Source organism: Rhodococcus sp. Eu-32, from assembly GCF_003336925.1.
Taxonomy (GTDB): Bacteria; Actinomycetota; Actinomycetes; order Mycobacteriales; family Mycobacteriaceae; genus Rhodococcoides; species Rhodococcoides kyotonensis_B.
This window is the reverse complement of sequence record NZ_QGNK01000007.1, coordinates 79,334-97,041: the sequence shown is the minus strand read 5'-3', so window position 1 is coordinate 97,041 and position 17,708 is coordinate 79,334. Positions and strand designations below refer to the sequence as shown.

The 17,708-nt window shown below is 64.8% G+C and carries 16 protein-coding genes; 7 read left to right on the top strand and 9 right to left on the bottom strand.

Going from position 1 to position 17,708, the window contains the following annotated elements:
- Nucleotides 1-124: 124 nt before the first annotated feature.
- Nucleotides 125-685, top strand: a complete 561-nt coding sequence (locus tag DK926_RS10745; RefSeq protein ID WP_114330396.1) for a TIGR03086 family metal-binding protein — start codon at nucleotides 125-127, stop codon at nucleotides 683-685.
- A 61-nt stretch (nucleotides 686-746) separates the two neighbouring features.
- Here the strand turns inward: DK926_RS10745 and DK926_RS10740 are convergent, their stop codons facing one another.
- Together DK926_RS10740 and DK926_RS10735 are read right to left on the bottom strand one after the other, a co-directional pair.
- A complete protein-coding gene (locus DK926_RS10740; RefSeq protein WP_114330395.1) occupies nucleotides 747-1,493 on the bottom strand; it encodes a 3-hydroxybutyrate dehydrogenase in 747 nt (248 codons plus the stop codon).
- Nucleotides 1,490-2,902 (bottom strand): MFS transporter, encoded by a 1,413-nt coding sequence (locus DK926_RS10735; protein WP_114330394.1) that lies wholly within the window; start codon nucleotides 2,900-2,902, stop codon nucleotides 1,490-1,492. The genes DK926_RS10740 and DK926_RS10735 overlap by 4 nt, the downstream gene beginning before the upstream one ends.
- Nucleotides 2,903-3,004: 102 nt before the next feature.
- Between DK926_RS10735 and DK926_RS10730 the strand changes: the two genes are divergently transcribed.
- Nucleotides 3,005-3,958, top strand: coding sequence for a LysR family transcriptional regulator (locus tag DK926_RS10730; protein ID WP_114330393.1), 954 nt, complete (start codon nucleotides 3,005-3,007; stop codon nucleotides 3,956-3,958).
- Between the two features lies 1 nt (nucleotide 3,959).
- Here the strand turns inward: DK926_RS10730 and DK926_RS10725 are convergent, their stop codons facing one another.
- From DK926_RS10725 to DK926_RS10710, 4 genes are all read right to left on the bottom strand, one after another.
- Nucleotides 3,960-4,754 carry a DNA-formamidopyrimidine glycosylase family protein gene (locus DK926_RS10725; protein ID WP_114330392.1) on the bottom strand — a complete coding sequence of 265 codons (795 nt, stop codon included), beginning with the start codon at nucleotides 4,752-4,754 and terminating at the stop codon, nucleotides 3,960-3,962.
- Nucleotide 4,755: 1 nt separating this feature from the next.
- Nucleotides 4,756-5,838 (bottom strand): spore photoproduct lyase family protein, encoded by a 1,083-nt coding sequence (locus DK926_RS10720; protein ID WP_114330391.1) that lies wholly within the window; start codon nucleotides 5,836-5,838, stop codon nucleotides 4,756-4,758.
- Nucleotides 5,839-5,867: 29 nt separating this feature from the next.
- Nucleotides 5,868-6,224, bottom strand: a complete 357-nt coding sequence (locus tag DK926_RS10715; RefSeq protein WP_068423582.1) for an STAS domain-containing protein — start codon at nucleotides 6,222-6,224, stop codon at nucleotides 5,868-5,870.
- Between the two features lie 181 nt (nucleotides 6,225-6,405).
- Entirely contained in the window at nucleotides 6,406-7,308 is a 903-nt protein-coding gene (locus tag DK926_RS10710) for a LysR family transcriptional regulator (RefSeq protein ID WP_279387076.1), read from the bottom strand.
- 97 nt (nucleotides 7,309-7,405) lie between these two features.
- On the opposite strand from DK926_RS10710, the gene DK926_RS10705 reads away from it, so the two are divergent.
- From DK926_RS10705 to DK926_RS10685, 5 genes are all read left to right on the top strand, one after another.
- The gene (locus DK926_RS10705) at nucleotides 7,406-8,899 is read left to right on the top strand and encodes an AMP-binding protein (protein WP_114330389.1); all 1,494 of its coding nucleotides are present in this window, start codon (nucleotides 7,406-7,408) and stop codon (nucleotides 8,897-8,899) included.
- Between the two features lie 10 nt (nucleotides 8,900-8,909).
- Entirely contained in the window at nucleotides 8,910-9,641 is a 732-nt protein-coding gene (locus DK926_RS10700) for an SDR family NAD(P)-dependent oxidoreductase (protein WP_165839555.1), read from the top strand.
- Between the two features lie 65 nt (nucleotides 9,642-9,706).
- On the top strand, nucleotides 9,707-10,594 hold the full coding sequence (gene gluQRS, locus DK926_RS10695) for a tRNA glutamyl-Q(34) synthetase GluQRS (protein ID WP_114330387.1): 888 nt from the start codon (nucleotides 9,707-9,709) through the stop codon (nucleotides 10,592-10,594).
- 47 nt (nucleotides 10,595-10,641) lie between these two features.
- Nucleotides 10,642-11,382: a queuosine precursor transporter gene (locus DK926_RS10690; RefSeq protein WP_068423668.1), complete on the top strand. Its 741-nt coding sequence runs from the start codon at nucleotides 10,642-10,644 to the stop codon at nucleotides 11,380-11,382.
- Between the two features lie 98 nt (nucleotides 11,383-11,480).
- Nucleotides 11,481-12,704: a hypothetical protein gene (locus DK926_RS10685; protein ID WP_114330386.1), complete on the top strand. Its 1,224-nt coding sequence runs from the start codon at nucleotides 11,481-11,483 to the stop codon at nucleotides 12,702-12,704.
- On the opposite strand, the gene tgt is transcribed toward DK926_RS10685, so the two are convergent.
- From tgt to DK926_RS10670, 3 genes are all read right to left on the bottom strand, one after another.
- Nucleotides 12,701-13,927: a tRNA guanosine(34) transglycosylase Tgt gene (tgt, locus tag DK926_RS10680; RefSeq protein WP_114330385.1), complete on the bottom strand. Its 1,227-nt coding sequence runs from the start codon at nucleotides 13,925-13,927 to the stop codon at nucleotides 12,701-12,703. The two genes, DK926_RS10685 and tgt, sit on opposite strands and share 4 nt — an antisense overlap.
- 82 nt (nucleotides 13,928-14,009) lie before the next feature.
- The gene (locus DK926_RS10675) at nucleotides 14,010-15,959 is read right to left on the bottom strand and encodes an ABC transporter ATP-binding protein (RefSeq protein WP_114330384.1); all 1,950 of its coding nucleotides are present in this window, start codon (nucleotides 15,957-15,959) and stop codon (nucleotides 14,010-14,012) included.
- On the bottom strand, nucleotides 15,956-17,686 hold the full coding sequence (locus DK926_RS10670; protein WP_068423601.1) for an ABC transporter ATP-binding protein: 1,731 nt from the start codon (nucleotides 17,684-17,686) through the stop codon (nucleotides 15,956-15,958). Before DK926_RS10670 ends, DK926_RS10675 begins: the two co-directional genes overlap by 4 nt.
- Between the last annotated feature and the right edge of the window lie 22 nt (nucleotides 17,687-17,708).

Genomic DNA, 17,708 nt, shown 5'->3' with positions numbered 1-17,708 from the left:
GGTGGCCCTCCCCCGCCGGACAGTACGACGCCCGAGCGTAGACGACGAGCCGTTCTCGAACCCGATCACTCGATGTCGGGAATCTCCAATCCGTCGGCAACCTCGATGTCGGAGAATCGGCACCATGACTTCCACCGAAACGGTTGCCGACCGCTACCGTCGCCTCGCCGACATCCTCACCCGCCGCATCGACGCCGTGCCGTCGGAGAAGTGGGACACGCCGTCGACCTGCGAGGGGTGGACGGTCCGCGACGTGGTCCAACACATCGTCGACACCGAGAAGGGTGCGCTCGAACCCGTTGGCCTGTCCATTGCCGACGGCCCGTCCGCCGGCGACGATCCCGTCGCGGCCTGGGTTCACACGCGTGACGCCATGCAGGAGATTCTCGACGACCCGTCCCGCGCGAACCGGGAGTACGAGGGCCACTTCGGCAAGACCGACCTCGCGTCGTCGATCGGGTCGTTCTACAGCCTCGACCTGATCGTGCATGCGTGGGACATCGCGCACTCCGTCGGCGTCGAGGACTCCATCGCCGGCGAGGATCTCGATTTCGTCGAGGCGTTCATCGCGCAGATGGGCGACAACATCCGTATGGACGGGGTGTGCGGGCCTGCCGTGGACGTGCCGGAGTCGGCCGATCGACAGACGAAGGTGCTCGGGCAGCTCGGTCGCGACGTGCGCTGACGCACCCGTGCGTGCGTGGTTGCCCTATGGTCCGACCATGCACGCACGGGCGCGGAGCGCATTACCGCGCCGACCACCCACCATCCATCGTGTAGGACGCACCGGTGACCATGCCTGCGTCCTCGGACGCCAGCCACCCGACGAGCGATCCGACCTCGGCGGGTTCGACGAGCCGCTTGATCGCGCTCTCGGTCAACATGACCTTCTCGAGCACCTCGTCCTCGGCGATTCCGTGCGCTGCCGCCTGGTCCGCGATCTGCTTCTCCACCAACGGGGTTCGCACGTAACCGGGGTTCACGCAGTTGCTCGTGACGCCGTGCGCACCGCCCTCGAGTGCCGTCACCTTCGACATGCCTTCGAGTGCATGCTTGGCGGTGACGTAGGCGACCTTGTACTCCGATGCCCGCAGACCGTGCACCGACGAGACGTTCACGATACGACCGAACTCGCGAGAGTACATGCCGGGCAACGCAGCTCGAATCAGCAGGAACGGCGCCTCCACCATCAGCGTCTGAATCCGCCGGAACGCAGCGGGGTCGAACTCGACGATGGGAGCGACGGTTTGGATTCCTGCGTTGTTGACGAGGATGTCGACGTCGAGCTTCAGGGTCTCGAGCGCGGCGACGTCGAGCAGATCGACGGTCCACGCGTCGCCCTGCAGTTCCGACGCCAACTCCTTCGCAGCGACCTCGTCGACGTCGGCGATCGTGACTTTTGCACCGCGCGTTGCCAATTCACGCGCACACGCGGCGCCGATCCCGGACGCACCACCCGTGACGAGGGCGGTGCGACCGGTCAGATCGGTCATCGCTTCACATTCTGGTCGAGCAGACCCGCCTTGGAGAGCTCCGCCTCCGTCGCGAGGTTCTTCGCGTCGGCGATGTCGATGGACTCGAGAGCGAGGCCCTTCGTCTCGCGAGCCGCGATGACGGCGACGAGCGTCACGGCACAGGCCGCGGCGAGGTACCACGCGATCGGGACACCGGAGCCGAAGCGGTCCAGCAGCGCGACGGCGATGATCGGCGCGAGCGAGCCCGCGACGATCGACGTGACCTGGTAGCCGAGCGACACACCGGAGTAGCGCATACGCGTCGGGAACATCTCTGCCATGATCGCCGGCTGCGTCGCGTACATGAAGGCGTGGAACACGAGACCGATGATGATCGCCAACATGATCACGGCGTTGTGGCCGCTGTTGAACATCGGGAAGGCGAAGAAGCCCCACGTGCCCGCGGTGACGGCGCCGATCAGGTAGACCGGTCGACGGCCGATGCGGTCGGCGAGCTTGCCCACCAGCGGGATGACGCAGAAGTGCACGGCGTGCGCTGCGAGCATCCACCACAGGATGGTCTGGGTGTCGGTGCCGACCTCGACCTTGAGGTACGTGATGGTGAACGTGACGACGAGGTAGTACATGACGTTCTCACCGAAGCGCAGGCCCATGGCGGTGAAGACGCCACGCGGGTAGCGCTTGAGGACCTCGAACACGCCGTACGACGCTGCCTTGATGACCTCGGCCTGCTTCTGCGCCTCGACGAAGATCGGGGCGTCGGTGACCTTGGTACGGATGTAGTAGCCGACGAACACGATCACGGCGGAGAGCCAGAAGGCGACACGCCAGCCCCAGCTCAGGAACGCATCCTCGGACAGGACGGTCGTCAGGATCAGCAGCACGACGGTCGCGAGGAGGTTACCGGCGGGCACACCCGCCTGTGGCCAGCTGGCCCAGAAGCCGCGGCTCTTGTTGGGGCTGTGTTCTGCGACGAGCAGAACCGCGCCTCCCCATTCGCCACCGACGGCGAAGCCCTGGATGAAGCGCAGCGTGACGAGCAGCGCGGGCGCCCAGTACCCGATCTGGTCGAACGTCGGCAGGCAGCCCATCAGGAACGTCGCGCCGCCGACGAGTACGAGGCTGAACTGCAGCAGCTTCTTACGTCCGTACTTGTCACCGAAGTGGCCGAACACGATGCCGCCGAGCGGTCGTGCGACGAAGCCGACGGCGTAGGTGACGAACGCGGCGAGGATGGCGTCGAGCTCGCTCGTTCCCGCGGCGAAGAAGATCTTCGAGAACACCAGTGTCGCGGCGGTTCCGTAGAGGAAGAACTCGTACCACTCGACGATGGTGCCTGCCATCGACGCGCCGACGACCTTTTTGAGGCCGCTCGGGGTGGCGTCCGGGTCCTTCCCGGACGGATCTGTGCGTTCTTCGACGCTCATTGCAACTCCTCATGTGAGACGGCATGCGAGGGAGCGGCAATTGTGACCGCTCCCACACATACTGGGTACGGCTGAGTATCGATGCAGAAAGTTGCGCTCGCAATGACCAAGCGTGCAACTGCGATCTGCAAGAATGCACATGTGCCACTCGGTCATCCCGATCACGGTCGGCTGCCCAGCGCGGACGACCTTCTGATCCTTCTCGCAGTCGGCCGGACCGGCAGATACAACACCGCAGCCGACGATCTGGGCGTCAACCACACCACCATCTCGAGGCGAATCGCCGCGCTGGAGGCGACGCTCGGAGGTCGCGTCCTGACCAAGTCGGGCAGCGGGTGGGAGCTCACCGCACGCGGCAGGGACGCGTTGGCCGCCGCCGAGAACATCGAGGCCGCAGTACGGTCCCTGATCGGACCCGACGACGAAGCGGAAGGCGTCGTCCGAATCTCCGCCACCGATGGGTTCAGCGCCTACGTCATCGCGCCTGCAGTCGCGCAGGTGAGGCGTCGACACCCGGGCATTGCCGTCGAGATCGTCGCGACCACGCGCCGGGCGTCGCAGCAGCGGTCGGGCATGGACGTCGAAATCGTCGTCGGGAAACCGCAGGTGCATCGCGCCGAGGCGATCAAACTCAGCGACTACCACCTCGGCCTGTACGCCTCACGCTCCTACCTGCACGAACACGGAGAACCGACCACTGTCGCCGATCTGCAGGCCCATCCGCTCGTCTACTTCATCGACTCGATGCTGCAGGTCGACGACCTGGACATCGCAGCGGGCTTCGCACCACTGATGCGCGAGTCCGTGACGTCGACCAACGTGTTCGTGCATGTCGAAGCCACCCGCGCCCACGCAGGCATCGGACTGCTGCCGTGCTTCATGGCCGACCGTCACGACGACCTGGTCCGCCTCCTGCCCGACGACGTCTCGATCCGACTCGACTACTGGCTGGTCTCCCGCGCCGAAACGTTGCGACGCCCCGAGGTGGCGCGTCTCGTCGACGCCCTCCGCACGTGCGTCACAGAACAACGGGATGCGCTTCTCGGCAAACGGTGAATCACTCGGGCTGGCACGACGGACACCACCACGTTCGACGACGGGCCGGGTCTCCCGAGACCTCGGCCACCACCTTCACGACGGTTCCGCAGCGCAGGCACGGTTTGCCCGCCCGCCCGGCGACCCAGTGCTGCCGACCGCGACGGGTGTCCCCGGTGGTGACCTGCATGGCTCCCGGCACGGTCGCCGAATGCGTCATCGCGCGATGCAACAGCGCAACGAGTGATGGCGCGTCGACCTCTCCCGCCGGTCGCCACGGCCACAGACCCCTGAGGAAGCACAGTTCGTTGGCCCAGAGATTGCCCGGGCCGGCCACGACCCGCTGATCGAGCAGCGCGGAGATGATCGGCGTCCGGTCTTGCGCGACGATGTTGGTCGCGGCGAGGGTGGCGTCGAAGTCGGGGCGCAACGGATCCGGTCCGAGATGGGCGACGAGCTGGTCCATGTCGCGGGTGGTGCCGTAGTCGACGACCGGCAGTGTCAGACCGTACGCGGTGGAACCGTCACGAACCCCCAGTTCGACGCGTACATCCGGCCGGACCCGGGCGGGCAGGTATCTGCCAGGACGTGTCACGGTCCACGAGCCGGTCATCAACAGGTGCGTGTGCAGCGTCGAACCGTCGTCGAAGTCGGTCAAGAGGTGCTTGCCGTGGGTCCGATGCCCCAGCACGGTTCGACCTGCCAAGTTCTCGGTCGCGTGCTTCGGGACGTTCAGCCGCCCTCTGCGTAACTGCGTGCCGTCGAGTGCCGCGCGCAGTCTGATCGCGAGACGGTAGACGGTGTCGCCTTCGGGCATGTCAGAACGCGTATCGGACGGTGAGCCAGGGCGTTTTCCGACCGATGAGGTCGGTCAGCTCGGCGACGGCCCGCGCTTTGACGGCATTGCGGTAGCGCACGTTCATGCCGCCGCTCTGCGACCGCTTGGGCTGTTGGATTTCCGGCGTCCACAACACGCGTTCGGCGCGAGGATGCCAGCCGAGGTTGGTTTCGTGCAGGCCTTCGTTGTGGGTCAGCATGATGATCTCGACGGCAGCTTGCCGTTTGAAGGCGTCGCCGGTGGCGTCGTCGAGCAGGCCCAGCAGTTCGCTCCACCGGTCCTGCCATCCATCGGAGATGACGACGGGTGAGAAGTTGAGGTGCACTTCGTAGCCGGCGTCGACGAAGTCGTCTATCGCCGCGAGCCGATCGTCGATCGACGACGTCCGGATGTCCAGCAACCGGGCCTCGGGTTTGGGCATGAGCGAGAACCGGATTCGTGTACCGCCGCGCGGATTCAATTCGAGCAGATCACGGTTGACGTACTTCGTCGCGAACGACGCCTTCGCGCCGTCCCACCCCGCGAAGGCATTGATCAGGTCGGCGACGTTGTCGCTGACCGTGGCGTCGACACTGCAATCGCTGTTCTCGCCGATGTCGTACACCCAGTCGACCGGATCGCATTGATTGGCTTCGGGTTTGGGGCCCTGCCGCCGAATGTGACGACCGAGGTAGCCGACGATCTGGTCGATGTTGGTGAACACGGTGATGGGATTGGCGTACCCCTTGCGCCGGGGAACGTAGCAGTACGCACACGCCATGGCGCATCCGTTCGCCGTGGACGGCCCGATCCAGTCGGCCGATCTGCCGTTCGGCCTGGCCGAGAGCGACTTCTTGACGCCCAGGACCAGATCTTCCGTCTTCACGCGCACCCAGCGGTCGATGTTGCCCTCGTTGCCGTGCAGCTCCGGAATCTGCCAATGCGACGCGACCTCGATGATCTCGGCGTCGGGAAACCGGGCGAGGACTTGCTGACCGCGCAGGTCGGCGATGGCGTCGGGCTCGGCCCAGATGCGTTGGACCTGCAGCAAGGGTGCGTGAGGTCGTGGCGTCTCGGTGGGCATCACTCGTGTCTATCAGGCCCCACCGACAATCAGTGGGTCAGCAGTTCGTCGACGAGGAGATCCTCGGCGTCGAGAGCCTGGAAGATCATCTTCACCGGTCGCGTCGTCGCCATGACCCGCAGGCGGCCGTCAGCACGTGCCGCGGCAGCGATGACGGCGTTGGCCGCACCCGAGTACATGAACGCCACCGCCGACAGATCCACGTCGACGACCACGCCGGGACGTACGAACCGGTCCAGCGTGGCCACCAGCTCGGAACGCGACGACATGTCCAGCTCGCCTGAAGCCCGGACCACCGCGTACTCGGCGGAGTACAACTCGACTTCGATTGTGTACGAGTACTTCTCACGGATGGATTCGATCACCGTGTCCAGATTCGACGACATTCCCGGGCCTTTCGTTGCTCCGACACAGAGAACTCTGTCAGCGCGAGATCTCCGATCGGCCGGCGCATCCATCACGGATAGGACTCCATGAGATCACGGTTCGATAACGCAGCACGGGCGCCATCGGGGGTCCTTCCAACACCCCCGCTCGGTTAACAGGTGCGGGCGTTGTGAACGAGCATCACCCCACACTCCCCGTCGACGGATCGGTCATTTCCTCGGTCTTGGAACGCAATTCGTCGATGAGAGCCTTGACCGCAGGGCGACGCGTGGCGTCGGGGCGCGTGACGAGCCAGTAGTCGAGCGGTACTCCGACTTCGTCGGGCAGGAGTCGAATCAAGTCGTCGTGCTGCTGGGCCATGAATGTCGGTAGGAGGCCGAGCCCCGCTCCCGCTTTCGTGGCCTGGACGTGCGCGAAGACGTTGGTGGACGTCACCGCGTCGCGCATCTCGGGAACGTAGCGCCGGCCCACGTCGAGTTCGTCGACCTGCAGCATCGACGGGATGAAGTAGACGAGGCCGTGCCGGGTCACTTCGTCGAGAGTGCGCGGCGTGCCCATGCGCTGGAGGTAGTCGACGGATCCGTACAGGCCGAGCGTGTACGCACCCAGCCGCGAGGCGTCGGCACGCAGGACCTTGGGTTCGCCGACGACGATCTCGATGTCCAGGCCGGACCGTTGCAGCGCAGCCCTTCTCGTCGCCGACACGATCTCGACGGTCAACTCCGGATGCTTCACGCGCAGACGTGCCGCCGACGGCGCCGCGATGTAAGCGGTGAACGCGTCGGTCGCGGACATGCGCACGACGTCGCGAAGCACCGGCTCTGCGCCGGGTTCCTTCTGCAACTCGGCGAGCACGGCGTGCAACTTCTCGGCCGCCGCCAGCGCGCGGTGCCCCAACGCGGTCAGCTCCCAGCCGTCGGTCGCTCGAACCAGCACACGGCCGCCGAGCGAGACCTCGACCGCCTTGATGCGTCGGGAAATGGTGGTGTGGTTGAGCCCCAGCGTCTCGGCCGCACGCGTGAACCTGCCCGTGCGAGCCACTTCCATCAGCACCAACAGGTCGTCTGCACTGGTCGTCGACACACTGCATATTTTCGCACACCAATTCTGCCCAACTGGTCATTGCATGTCTGTTCACGCAGATCCAAGCTGGTGAGCACCAGCGAACGAGGAGACAAGGATGCGTACCTTCACCGAGGTCTGGAACGCCGCCGTGCGTGACCACCCCGACAACACGTTCCTCGTCTTCCGCGGCGACGACGGCAGGGTGACGGAGTGGAACTACCGCGACTTCGACGCCATCGTCGCCCGCGTGGCCGGGACCCTGGTCGCGTCCGGAGTCGAGCCGGGTTCGACGATTCATCTTGCACTGAGGAATTCCCCCGCCTTCATCGCCCTGTGGTTGGCGGCGGCTCGAATCGACGCGACGATGGTCCCCGTCGATCCGGCATCGGCTGCGCGGGACATCGCGAACCAGGTATCACGTGTGCGCCCCGTCGTCGGCGTCTGCGCCACAACACGTTCCGACGTCTATCGCGCCGGTGCGGACGCGTCGATTCCTGTCGTCTTCGACCTCACCGAGGACGCGACCGACGTCTCCGACGGCTCGCCGTTGCTCGGTGATGCCGTTCCTTCGGCCGCCCCGACTCCGGACCGGACGCTTGCCATCATGTTCACCTCTGGCACCACCTCGACGCCGAAAGGCGTTGTGTTGACGCAAGCCTGCTACGCGAACGTCGCACAGCGCATGGCCGAGGCGTCGACACTCCAGGCCGGGCACCGCTGGTACGTGACGCTTCCGCTGTTCCACGCGAACGCCCAGTACTATTGCTTCGCACCCGCGATTCACGTCGGCGCGAGCGTGGCTCTGACGCAGTCGTTCTCGGCATCGAAATGGGTCGATGTCGCCGCGGAACTGAACGTCACGCATGCCAGCCTCTTCGCTGCGCCGATCCGAATGATTCTGGCGCGCAACGACTCGCACCGAACTCTGCGCCTGACGCATGTCTGGTTCGCACAGAGCCTCGGGGCCGAGCACTACGACGACTTCGCAACCCTGGTCGGAACGCGTCCCCGTCAGCTCTACGGAATGACGGAGACCGTCGCGATAGTCTGCTGCGACAGCGCCGAGAAACCGACACACGACGTCATCGGCCTGCCGATCCCCGGCCGGGAGGTGAGGATCGACGCAGAAGACGGTCAGCCCGGGCAACTTTCGGTCCGAGGCACGCCCGGCGTCGACTTGTTCGCGGGCTACCTCGACGACGAGGCGACGACGAACAAGTCCTTCCGCACCGAAGGCGACGAAACATGGTTCGCGACGGGCGATCTCGTCCGATCGGACGACGGAGTTCTCCGCTTCGTCGGACGGGTCGACGACGTCATCAAGGTGGCGGGCGAGAACGTCAGCCTCACCGAGGTCGAAGCAGCCGTCGCACAAGCACCGGGCGTACTCGAGGCCGCCGTCGTCGCGAAGGACGATCCGATCAGGGACACGGTTCCGGTCGCCTACGTCGTCCCGAAGGATGCGGCGCACGCTCCGGAACTGTGCGACCTCGACCAGTGGGCCACGAAGAACCTCGCACCCGCGGCACGCCCCCGTGCGTGGCACATCATCGCCGAACTTCCCAGAACGAGTGTCGGCAAAGTGCGACGCTTCCGCATCGCAGAGTAGAGGACCCGTCGTGACCACACCTGTAGCGATCGTCACCGGTGCAGCCCAGGGCATCGGCCGCAGCATCGCCACCCGCCTGATCTCCGACGGTTATTCCGTTGTGCTGCTCGATATTTCGGGCGCAGTCTGCGACATCGCGGCCGCGGGAGCGAAGATCGTCGACGTGCGCGACATCGAAGGACTGCAGAAATCCATACGCGGAGTCGGCGACGACTTCGGTCGGCTGGACGTTCTCGTCAATTGCGCCGGCACGTGCGGGCGCGAGTCGTTCGAGAACCTGTCCGTCGACACGTGGCACCGCGACATCGACACCAACCTGACCGCAACGGCCTTTGCGTGCCAGGCAGCGGTGTTCCCCCACATGAAGACTGCGGGGTACGGCCGTCTCGTGAACATCGCGTCGGTGTCGGGCAAGGTGGGCGGCGTCGGGCCGGTGGATGCAGACGGCTCCGGCGGCCGGTCGGGTGCCGCATACGCGTCGGCGAAGGCGGGGACGATCAACCTGAGCAGGTGGATCGCCCGTCAGGTCGGGTCGTGGGGCATCACGTGCAACGTCGTCGCGCCCGGACCGATCGCGTCACCGATGGCCGCGGGCGCCGAGTACGGGGTCGAGAACATTCCGATTCCGCGGATGGGTCGGCCGGAGGAGGTTGCGGCAGCGGTGTCGTACCTCGTCTCCGAGGGCTCCGATTACGTCACCGGAGTGACGATGCATGTCGACGGCGGCATGGTCCCTGCCTGAGGGTGGGCAGATGACGCTTCCGCGGTAGCAAGACTGGTACACCGTGCCCATCTAGAGTGGAGAAAATGAGCACAGGAGCCGGCCGATTCGCACCGAGCCCGTCGGGCGACCTGCATCTCGGCAACCTGCGCACCGCATTGCTCGCCTGGCTGTTCGCGCGATCCACCGACCGCGATTTCCTGATGCGCATCGAGGATCTGGACCGTGTCCGGGAGGGCGCCGAAGCCCGGCAGCTCGCTGACCTGCGGGCCATCGGCCTCGACTGGGACGGTCCCCTCACCAGGCAGTCCGAGCGCACGGCCCTCTACGACGACGCCATCGCGCGACTCACCGCAGCCGGGATGACCTACGAGTGTTTCTGCACGCGTCGGGAAATTCTCGAGGCCGCATCCGCCCCGCACGCACCCGACGGCGCCTACCCCGGCACCTGCCGCACCCTGACGGCGGAGGAGAAGGCGTCGAAAACTCGTCCGCCTGCGTTGCGACTGCGCGCCGACGTGACCGATTTCTCGATCGACGACGTCGTGCTCGGGCGGTTCCACGGCCAGGTCGACGATTTCGTGCTGCGACGCGTCGACGGCGTGGCCGCGTACAACCTGGCGGTCGTCGTCGACGACGGGGAGCAGGGAGTCGATCAGGTGGTCCGTGGCGACGACCTGCTGACGTCGTCGCCACGCCAGGCGTATCTCGCAACGCTCCTCGAATTGCCAACGCCCACATACGCACATGTTCCACTCGCGCTGAATGCGCAGGGCAAGAGGCTCGCCAAACGCGACGGTGCCGTGACACTCGAAGACCAGGCTGCGATGGGGCTCGGGCCGTTCGACGTGCTCGCGCTGTTGGCTCAGTCGTTGGAGCTCGCGGAGCCGGGTGAGGCCGTCACCGTCGCGGACCTGCTGGCGCGCTGGGACCCGTCGATGCTTCCCACGACGCCGTGGATATTCGAGACATAGAGGACAGCGATTCGGACCTGGGGATTTCCCGTGTTTGGATGAAGCACGTGACAGCTCAGAATTCCGAAGACAGACCCGACGCCGTAGCGCAGTTCGCGCACGTCAGCCGTGGTTACTATCCGACTATCGTGGCCCTCTTCGCGGCAACCCTGATCATCTCGAATGTGACGGCGAGCAAGGGCGTCGCCTTCTTCGGTGGGAGCGATTTCTTCATCGGCCCGTTCCAGGTCCTGCCGATCAACACCGACGGCGCGTTCTTCCTGTTCCCGCTCGCCTACATTCTCGGCGACGTGCTCAGCGAGGTGTACGGCTTCAAGGCCACCAGGCGCGCCATCTACCTCGGGTTCGGTTCCATCTTCCTCGCGGCCCTGTGCTTCTGGATCGCGATCGAACTGCCTGCAGCGAGCTTCTACGAGAACCAGGAGGCGCTCGAGTCCGTCGTCGGTGTCGTGCCACGCCTGGTACTCGCAGGTCTGGCCGGCTACTTCGTCGGACAGATGCTGAACTCGCTCGTCCTCGTCGCCATCAAGGAGCGCACGAAAGAGAAGCACCTGTGGGCGCGTCTGATCGGCTCGACGATCGTCGGTGAATTCTTCGACACCCTGATCTTCTGCTCGATCGCCGCGGGCGTCATCGGTATCTCGACGTGGGAGGACTTCATCAACTACGTGATCGTCGGCTTCGTCTGGAAGACGCTCGTCGAGGTGCTCGTCATGCCCATCACCTACCGGGTCATCGCGTTCATCAAGAAGCGCGAGCCCACCTACCAGGAACCCGTTTCCGTCTAGATCTCTCGCGACGAAGCCCCGGCCCGATGGTCGGGGCTTTTTCGTGTCACCGCCATGTCGTGACCGCCTCCGGGATCGGTGCGACGTAGGTTTTCCCCATGGTGACTGCTCAGGACAGCCGAACTCCGGTCGCGACCGAACGCGTGGTGGCTACGGTGATCACGGTCTGTGCTGCGCTGGCGTTCGTTCTCCGGGGAGTACCGCGGATCCGAGATGCCGCTCTCTTCGCCGAGGACGGACAGATCTTCCTGGCCGACGCGCACAACGACGGACTCGGCGCCGTCGTCGCGCCGTACGCCGGCTACCTGCATGTCGTCCCCAGGATCGTCGCAGCGGTGTTCGAGCCACTCGACGTGACCGCCGCGCCCACCGCGTACGTCTGGGCGGCCATCGTGGTGCATCTGATGATGCTGTTGCCTGCGCTGTCAGCTCGGCTCGAGTGGCTCCTACCGTCGCCGATTCTGCGTGCAGGACTGTTCGCATCGCTGGCGTTGATGCCGCCGCTCTGGGAGCCGTACGGCAACATCGCCAACCTGATCTTCGTCGCGGGTATTTCGCTGTTGCTGCTGACCCTCTCCGCCGATCCCCGGAGCCGCTGGGGTCGCGTCGCCGAGTTTATGGCCGTCGGGGTGATCGGGCTCAGCGGTCCCCTGATCGTTCTGTTCACACCGTTCTTCGTCTGGCGCTGGTGGAGAAACGGTCGAACCACGGCGTCGGCGGGTGTCGTGGCCGTCGCAGTCGTCGCCGCCGCGGTCCAGCTGTCGGTCTATCTCACGTCGAGCCGTTCGACGCCGGGCGGCGGAACTCTGGTTCTGCTGGTCAAGGCAGCAGGTGAAAAAGTCGGTGGGGGTTGGATCGCCGGCGACGCGAACGTGTTCGTCGGAACGCCGCACCCGTGGCTGACGGTGGCCGCGTATCTCTGGCTCGGCACTGTCGCGGTGCTGTCGATCGTCTGCATTCCGCGGACGGCCGTCGTCCTGTGGGTTCTGTTCGGCGGCCTGCTCTATTCGGCGGTGAACGCGTACGGGCCGTCTCTGGTCGGCTCGGCGACCGCATTCCAACGCCACGTCCTCGTCCCGACGGCCATCTGCATCACGCTGCTGTGGGCAGTACTCGGATCGCGCAGTCACCTGTTCGCGAAAGTCGTCGCGACGATCTGTCTGGTCGCAGGCGCGGTCGGCGTCGTGCACGATTTCACTCCCGCGCCCTACCCGCTGAGGCCGGACCTGTCGTCGGTGCAGGAGTGCCTCGACGGAGGCGCACAGGTGTGCCACCAGGACATCTTCGACGACGGCTGGTCGATCGACCTCGACCCGGCCTAGTAGAAGCGGCCCAGAAATTCTTTCTTGAACTCCTCGAACCGACCCTGCTCGATCGATGCACGGATGTCGTCGACCAGTTTCACGGTGAATCGCTCGTTGTGGATGGTGCACAACGTCGACGCCAGCATCTCCTTCGCCTTGAACAGGTGATGGATGTACGCCTTGGTGTAGTGGGCGCACGTGTAGCAATCGCAGTTCTCGTCGATCGGCGTGAAGTCACGCTTGAAGCGTGCGGTGTTGATGTTGAACCGCCCTGTCGGAACGTAGATCGCCGCATTCCGAGCCACGCGTGAGGGATTGACGCAATCGAAGGTGTCGGCGCCGTTCTCGATGGCGGTGAAGAAGTCGTCGGGCTCGCTGATTCCGAGCATGTGACGCGGCTTGTGTTCGGGCAGTTCCTCGTTCACCCACCGAGTGATGGTGCCGAGGTTCTGCTTCTCGAGCGCGCCGCCGATGCCGTAGCCGTCGAATCCGCGTCCCGTCTCGCCTTCGATGGTCTCGAGCCCGCTGGCCGCCTTGCGTCGAAGATCCTCGTACTGCGCGCCCTGCACGACACCGAACAGAGCTTGATAAGGCTTCCCGACGCGTTCTGCCGTCAACCGTTCATGTTCGGCGACACACCTTTTCGCCCATTCGTGCGTGCGGTCCACCGACAGTTCCTGGTATCCACGGGTATTCATCAACGTGGTCAGTTCGTCGAAGGCGAACATGATGTCGGCACCCAGCTGATGCTGGATCTGCATCGACACCTCGGGAGTGAACCGGTGCCGGGACCCGTCGAGATGCGATTTGAAGGTGACGCCGTCGTCGTCGACATGCGCGAGACGTTCCTTGCCCTCGGCGATGACGTCGTCGGATTCGACGCGACTCGCATCCATCGAGATGACCTTCTTGAATCCGACGCCGAGCGACATGACCTGGAATCCGCCGCTGTCGGTGAACGTCGGGCCGTCCCAGTTCATGAACTTGCCGAGACCACCTGCTTCGTCGACGATGTCCGGGCCCGGCTGCAGATACAGGTGATACGCGTTGGCGAGTACGGCCTGCGCGCCGAGTTCCTTCATCGCCTCCGGCAGCACAGCTTTGACCGTCGCCTTGGTTCCGACGGCGATGAACGCGGGCGTCGCGATGTCACCGTGCGGCGTGTGGATGGTGCCCGTCCGGCCCAGACGATCCTCGATCCGGGTGCCGATGCTGAAGAAGGGGTCGTTCGGAGCGCTCACCGGCACAACCTTAGGCGCTACGCGCATGTGAGCAGAAATGTGTAGCGGGCTACACATTTCTGCTCACGTGCGGCGAAGCCGCCTAACTGAACTGCGAGGCATACAACCGGTGGTACGCACCGCCCGCCGAGACGAGCGAATCGTGATCGCCCTGCTCGACGATGTGACCGTCCTCCATGACGACGATGAGGTCCGCGTCGCGGATGGTCGAGAGCCGGTGCGCGATGACGAAACTCGTGCGGTCGTTGCGCAGCGCCGCGGTGGCCTGCTGCACGAGCAGCTCGGTGCGGGTGTCGACCGAACTGGTGGCCTCGTCGAGAATCAGGATCATCGGCTTCGCGAGGAACGCCCGCGCGATCGTGATGAGCTGCTTCTCACCGGCGCTGACGTTGTTGCCTTCCTCGTCGATGATCGTGTCGTACCCGTCGGGTAGCGAATGCACGAACTTGTCGACGTAGCTGACGCGGGCGGCCTCGAGAATCTCCTCCTCGGTGGCATCCGGATCGCCGTACGCGATGTTGTCCCGAATGGTGCCGCCGAACAACCAGGTGTCCTGCAGCACCATGCCCGTGCGTTCGCGTAGTTCGTCGCGCGACATGTCCCGAGTATCGACGTGGTCGATGGTGATGCGTCCTGAGTCGATGTCGTAGAACCGCATGATCAGGTTCACGAGCGTCGTCTTGCCTGCGCCGGTGGGCCCGACGATCGCGACGAGATGGCCCGGCTCGGCCACCAGCGACAGGTTCTCGATGAGCGGCTGATCCTCGCGGTAGCGGAACGAGACGTTCTCGAACTCGACGCGTCCGCAGTTGGCGACGGGCACGATCGTCTTCGCCGGATCCGGCTCCTCGTCGTCGGCATCGAGCAGGTCGAAGATCCGCTCGGCCGACGCGACGCCGGACTGCACGAGGTTCACCATCGACCCGATCTGCGTCAGCGGCTGAGTGAATTGACGCGAATACTGGATGAACGCCTGCACCTCACCGAGACTCAGCGTGCCCGACGCCACCCGCAGGCCACCGACGACCGCGATGATCACGTAGTTGACGTTCCCAAGGAACATGATGGTCGGCATGATCATTCCGGAGATGAACTGCGCCCGGAAGCTCGACTCGAAGAGGCTGTCGTTTCGTTCGCCGAATTCGCGCTCGACCTCGGCCTGACGTCCGAATGCCTTGACGATCTCGTGCCCGGTGTAGGTCTCCTCGATCTGCCCGTTGAGCCGTCCGGTGTGCTTCCACTGGTTGATGAAGTGTGGCTGCGACCTCTTGGCGATCATGGCGGTGACGACCAGCGACGCCGGAACCGTCAGTACCGCAACCAGAGCGAGCAGCGGCGAGATCCAGATCATCATGCCGAGAATTCCGAACACCGTCAGTACGCCGGTGACAAGCTGACTCAACGTCTGCTGAAGACTCGTCGAGACGTTGTCGACGTCGTTGGTGACGCGGCTCAGCAACTCACCACGGGTACGTGAGTCGAAGTAGGACAACGGAAGTCGATGCACCTTGCGTTCGATCTCACCGCGAAGGCGTCGAATGGTCCTCTGCAAAGCGATGTTCAGAATGTACGCCTGCGCCCAGGCGAGCAGCGACGACAGCACATACAACCCGAGGACGAGCAACAGAACGTTTCCGACGGCCGAGAAGTCGATTCCGACGCCGGGGGTGACGTCCATTCCGGCGACCATGTCGGCGAAGGTGTTCTGACCGTCGGCGCGAAGACTGTCGACGGCTTGTTCTTTCGAAACACCCGGCGGCAGTTGATTCCCGACGACGCCGTTGAAGATCAAGTTCGTCGCATGGCCGAGAATGCTCGGTGCCGCGACCGAGAGAACCACGCTCGCGATGGCGAACAGCAACACGGCGACGAGTCGAACACGTTCGGGTGCGAGCTTCTTCAACAGCCGCACGAACGACGCCTTGAAGTGAAGCGCCCTGGTGCCGGGCGCGTTCCCCGCAGGTCTGCCCGCAGGGGCGGGGGCGGCCGGCGCGGCAGGAGTTTCCGACGGCTTGGTAGCGGGCTTGGTCATGACGCCGCCACCGCGTGCTGGGAGTCGACGATCTCGGCGTACGTCGGGCACGTCGCGAGCAGATGTTCGTGCGTCCCGAGTCCGACGGGTTTGCCGTCGTCGAGAACGAGAATCTGATCGGCGTCGACGATGGTCGAGACACGTTGGGCGACAACGATCATGCAGGCGTCGGCGATGACGGGCTTCAACGCCGCGCGAAGCTTCGAGTCGGTGGTCAGGTCGAGCGCGGAGAACGAGTCGTCGAACAGATAGATGCTGGGGCGCCGCACGAGAGCCCTGGCGATGGCCAGACGCTGACGTTGGCCACCGGACACTGTCGTACCTCCCTGCGAGACGGCCGTTTCCAGGCCTTCCGGCATCTTGCGGACGAAGTCGGCGGCCTGAGCGATCTCCAGCGCCTCCCACAGTTCGTCGTCGGTGGCGTCGGGTTTTCCGTAGCGCAGATTCGACGCGATGGTTCCGGAGAACAGATACGGTTTCTGCGGGATGAGCCCGATGTGGCTGCGCAGTTCGTCGACGTCCAGGTCTCGAATGTCGGTGCCCCCGACCAGGACCTGGCCCGCGGTGACGTCGATCAGACGCGGAATCAAATTGATCAGTGTCGACTTGCCCGACCCGGTGCCGCCGATGACGGCGGTCACCTTGCCCGGCTCGGCAACGAAGTCGACGCCGCACAGGACCGGGAATTCGGCGCCGGGGAAAGAGAACTCGGCATGCCGGAGTTCGACGAGGCCCGGCGTCGTCACGAACGGCTTGGGTGACGACGGCAGCACCACAGACGACTCGGTGGACAGCACCTCGCTGATACGGTCAGCGCACACCGACGCGCGCGGAACCATCATCGCGATGAACGACGCCATCATGACCGACATCAGAATCAGCATGATGTAGCTGAGAAGTGCGGTGAGCGAACCGATTTCCATCGTGCCGTTGTTGATCGCGTGGCCACCGAACCAGATCACGGCGACGCTGGTGACGTTGCTGATGAGCATGACCGTCGGGAACATCAACGCCATCAGACGTCCGACCCGCAGAGCCGCCTGCGTCAGGTCGTCGTTGGCAACTCCGAAGCGGTCGATCTCGAAGCGTTCGCGTACGAATGCACGGACGACGCGGATGCCGGTGATCTGTTCGCGCAGAACGCGGTTGACGGCGTCGATGCGCACCTGCATCGCACGGAAACCCGGCACCATGCGGACGATGATGAGACCCATCGAGAGTGCGAGGCCGGGGACTGCGACGAGCAGGACCCAGGACAGGCCCAGGTCTTCACGCAACGCCATCACGACGCCGCCGACACACATGATCGGGGCCATGACGACGATGGTGAATCCCATGACGATCAGCAGCTGCACCTGCTGCACGTCGTTGGTGTTCCGAGTGATCAGCGACGGCGCACCGAACTGGCCGACCTCGCGAGCCGAGAAGGTTCCGACGCGATGCAGAATCGCCTTGCGCAGATCGCGTCCGGCGCCCATCGCAGATTTCGCGCCGATCAGGACGGCGGAGACCGAGCAGACGATCTGCACGAGCGACACCACGAGCATCCATCCACCGGTGGAGAGGATGTAGTTGGTGTCGCCGCGCGTCACACCGTTGTCGATGATGTCGGCGTTGAGGCTCGGCAGATACAGCGCGGCCGCTGTGGCCACGAACTGCAGAGCGATCAATGCTGCGATCGCCCGCTTGTACGGAGCCAGATACGTCTTGAGCAGGGGGATCAGCATGATGGCCGAAGATTACTCGTAC

Excerpts from the sequence above, each read along its gene's own strand:
- DK926_RS10725 (WP_114330392.1), bottom strand. The coding sequence starts at position 4,754 with ATGCCCGAAGGCGACACCGTCTACCGTCTCGCGATCAGACTGCGCGCG.
- DK926_RS10720 (WP_114330391.1), bottom strand. The coding sequence starts at position 5,838 with ATGCCCACCGAGACGCCACGACCTCACGCACCCTTGCTGCAGGTCCAA.
- DK926_RS10715 (WP_068423582.1), bottom strand. The coding sequence starts at position 6,224 with ATGTCGTCGAATCTGGACACGGTGATCGAATCCATCCGTGAGAAGTAC.
- DK926_RS10675 (WP_114330384.1), bottom strand. The coding sequence starts at position 15,959 with ATGACCAAGCCCGCTACCAAGCCGTCGGAAACTCCTGCCGCGCCGGCC.
- DK926_RS10730 (WP_114330393.1), top strand. The coding sequence starts at position 3,005 with ATGACCAAGCGTGCAACTGCGATCTGCAAGAATGCACATGTGCCACTC.
- DK926_RS10670 (WP_068423601.1), bottom strand. The coding sequence starts at position 17,686 with ATGCTGATCCCCCTGCTCAAGACGTATCTGGCTCCGTACAAGCGGGCG.
- DK926_RS10685 (WP_114330386.1), top strand. The coding sequence starts at position 11,481 with ATGGTGACTGCTCAGGACAGCCGAACTCCGGTCGCGACCGAACGCGTG.
- DK926_RS10740 (WP_114330395.1), bottom strand. The coding sequence starts at position 1,493 with ATGACCGATCTGACCGGTCGCACCGCCCTCGTCACGGGTGGTGCGTCC.
- gluQRS (WP_114330387.1), top strand. The coding sequence starts at position 9,707 with ATGAGCACAGGAGCCGGCCGATTCGCACCGAGCCCGTCGGGCGACCTG.
- DK926_RS10735 (WP_114330394.1), bottom strand. The coding sequence starts at position 2,902 with ATGAGCGTCGAAGAACGCACAGATCCGTCCGGGAAGGACCCGGACGCC.
- DK926_RS10705 (WP_114330389.1), top strand. The coding sequence starts at position 7,406 with ATGCGTACCTTCACCGAGGTCTGGAACGCCGCCGTGCGTGACCACCCC.
- DK926_RS10745 (WP_114330396.1), top strand. The coding sequence starts at position 125 with ATGACTTCCACCGAAACGGTTGCCGACCGCTACCGTCGCCTCGCCGAC.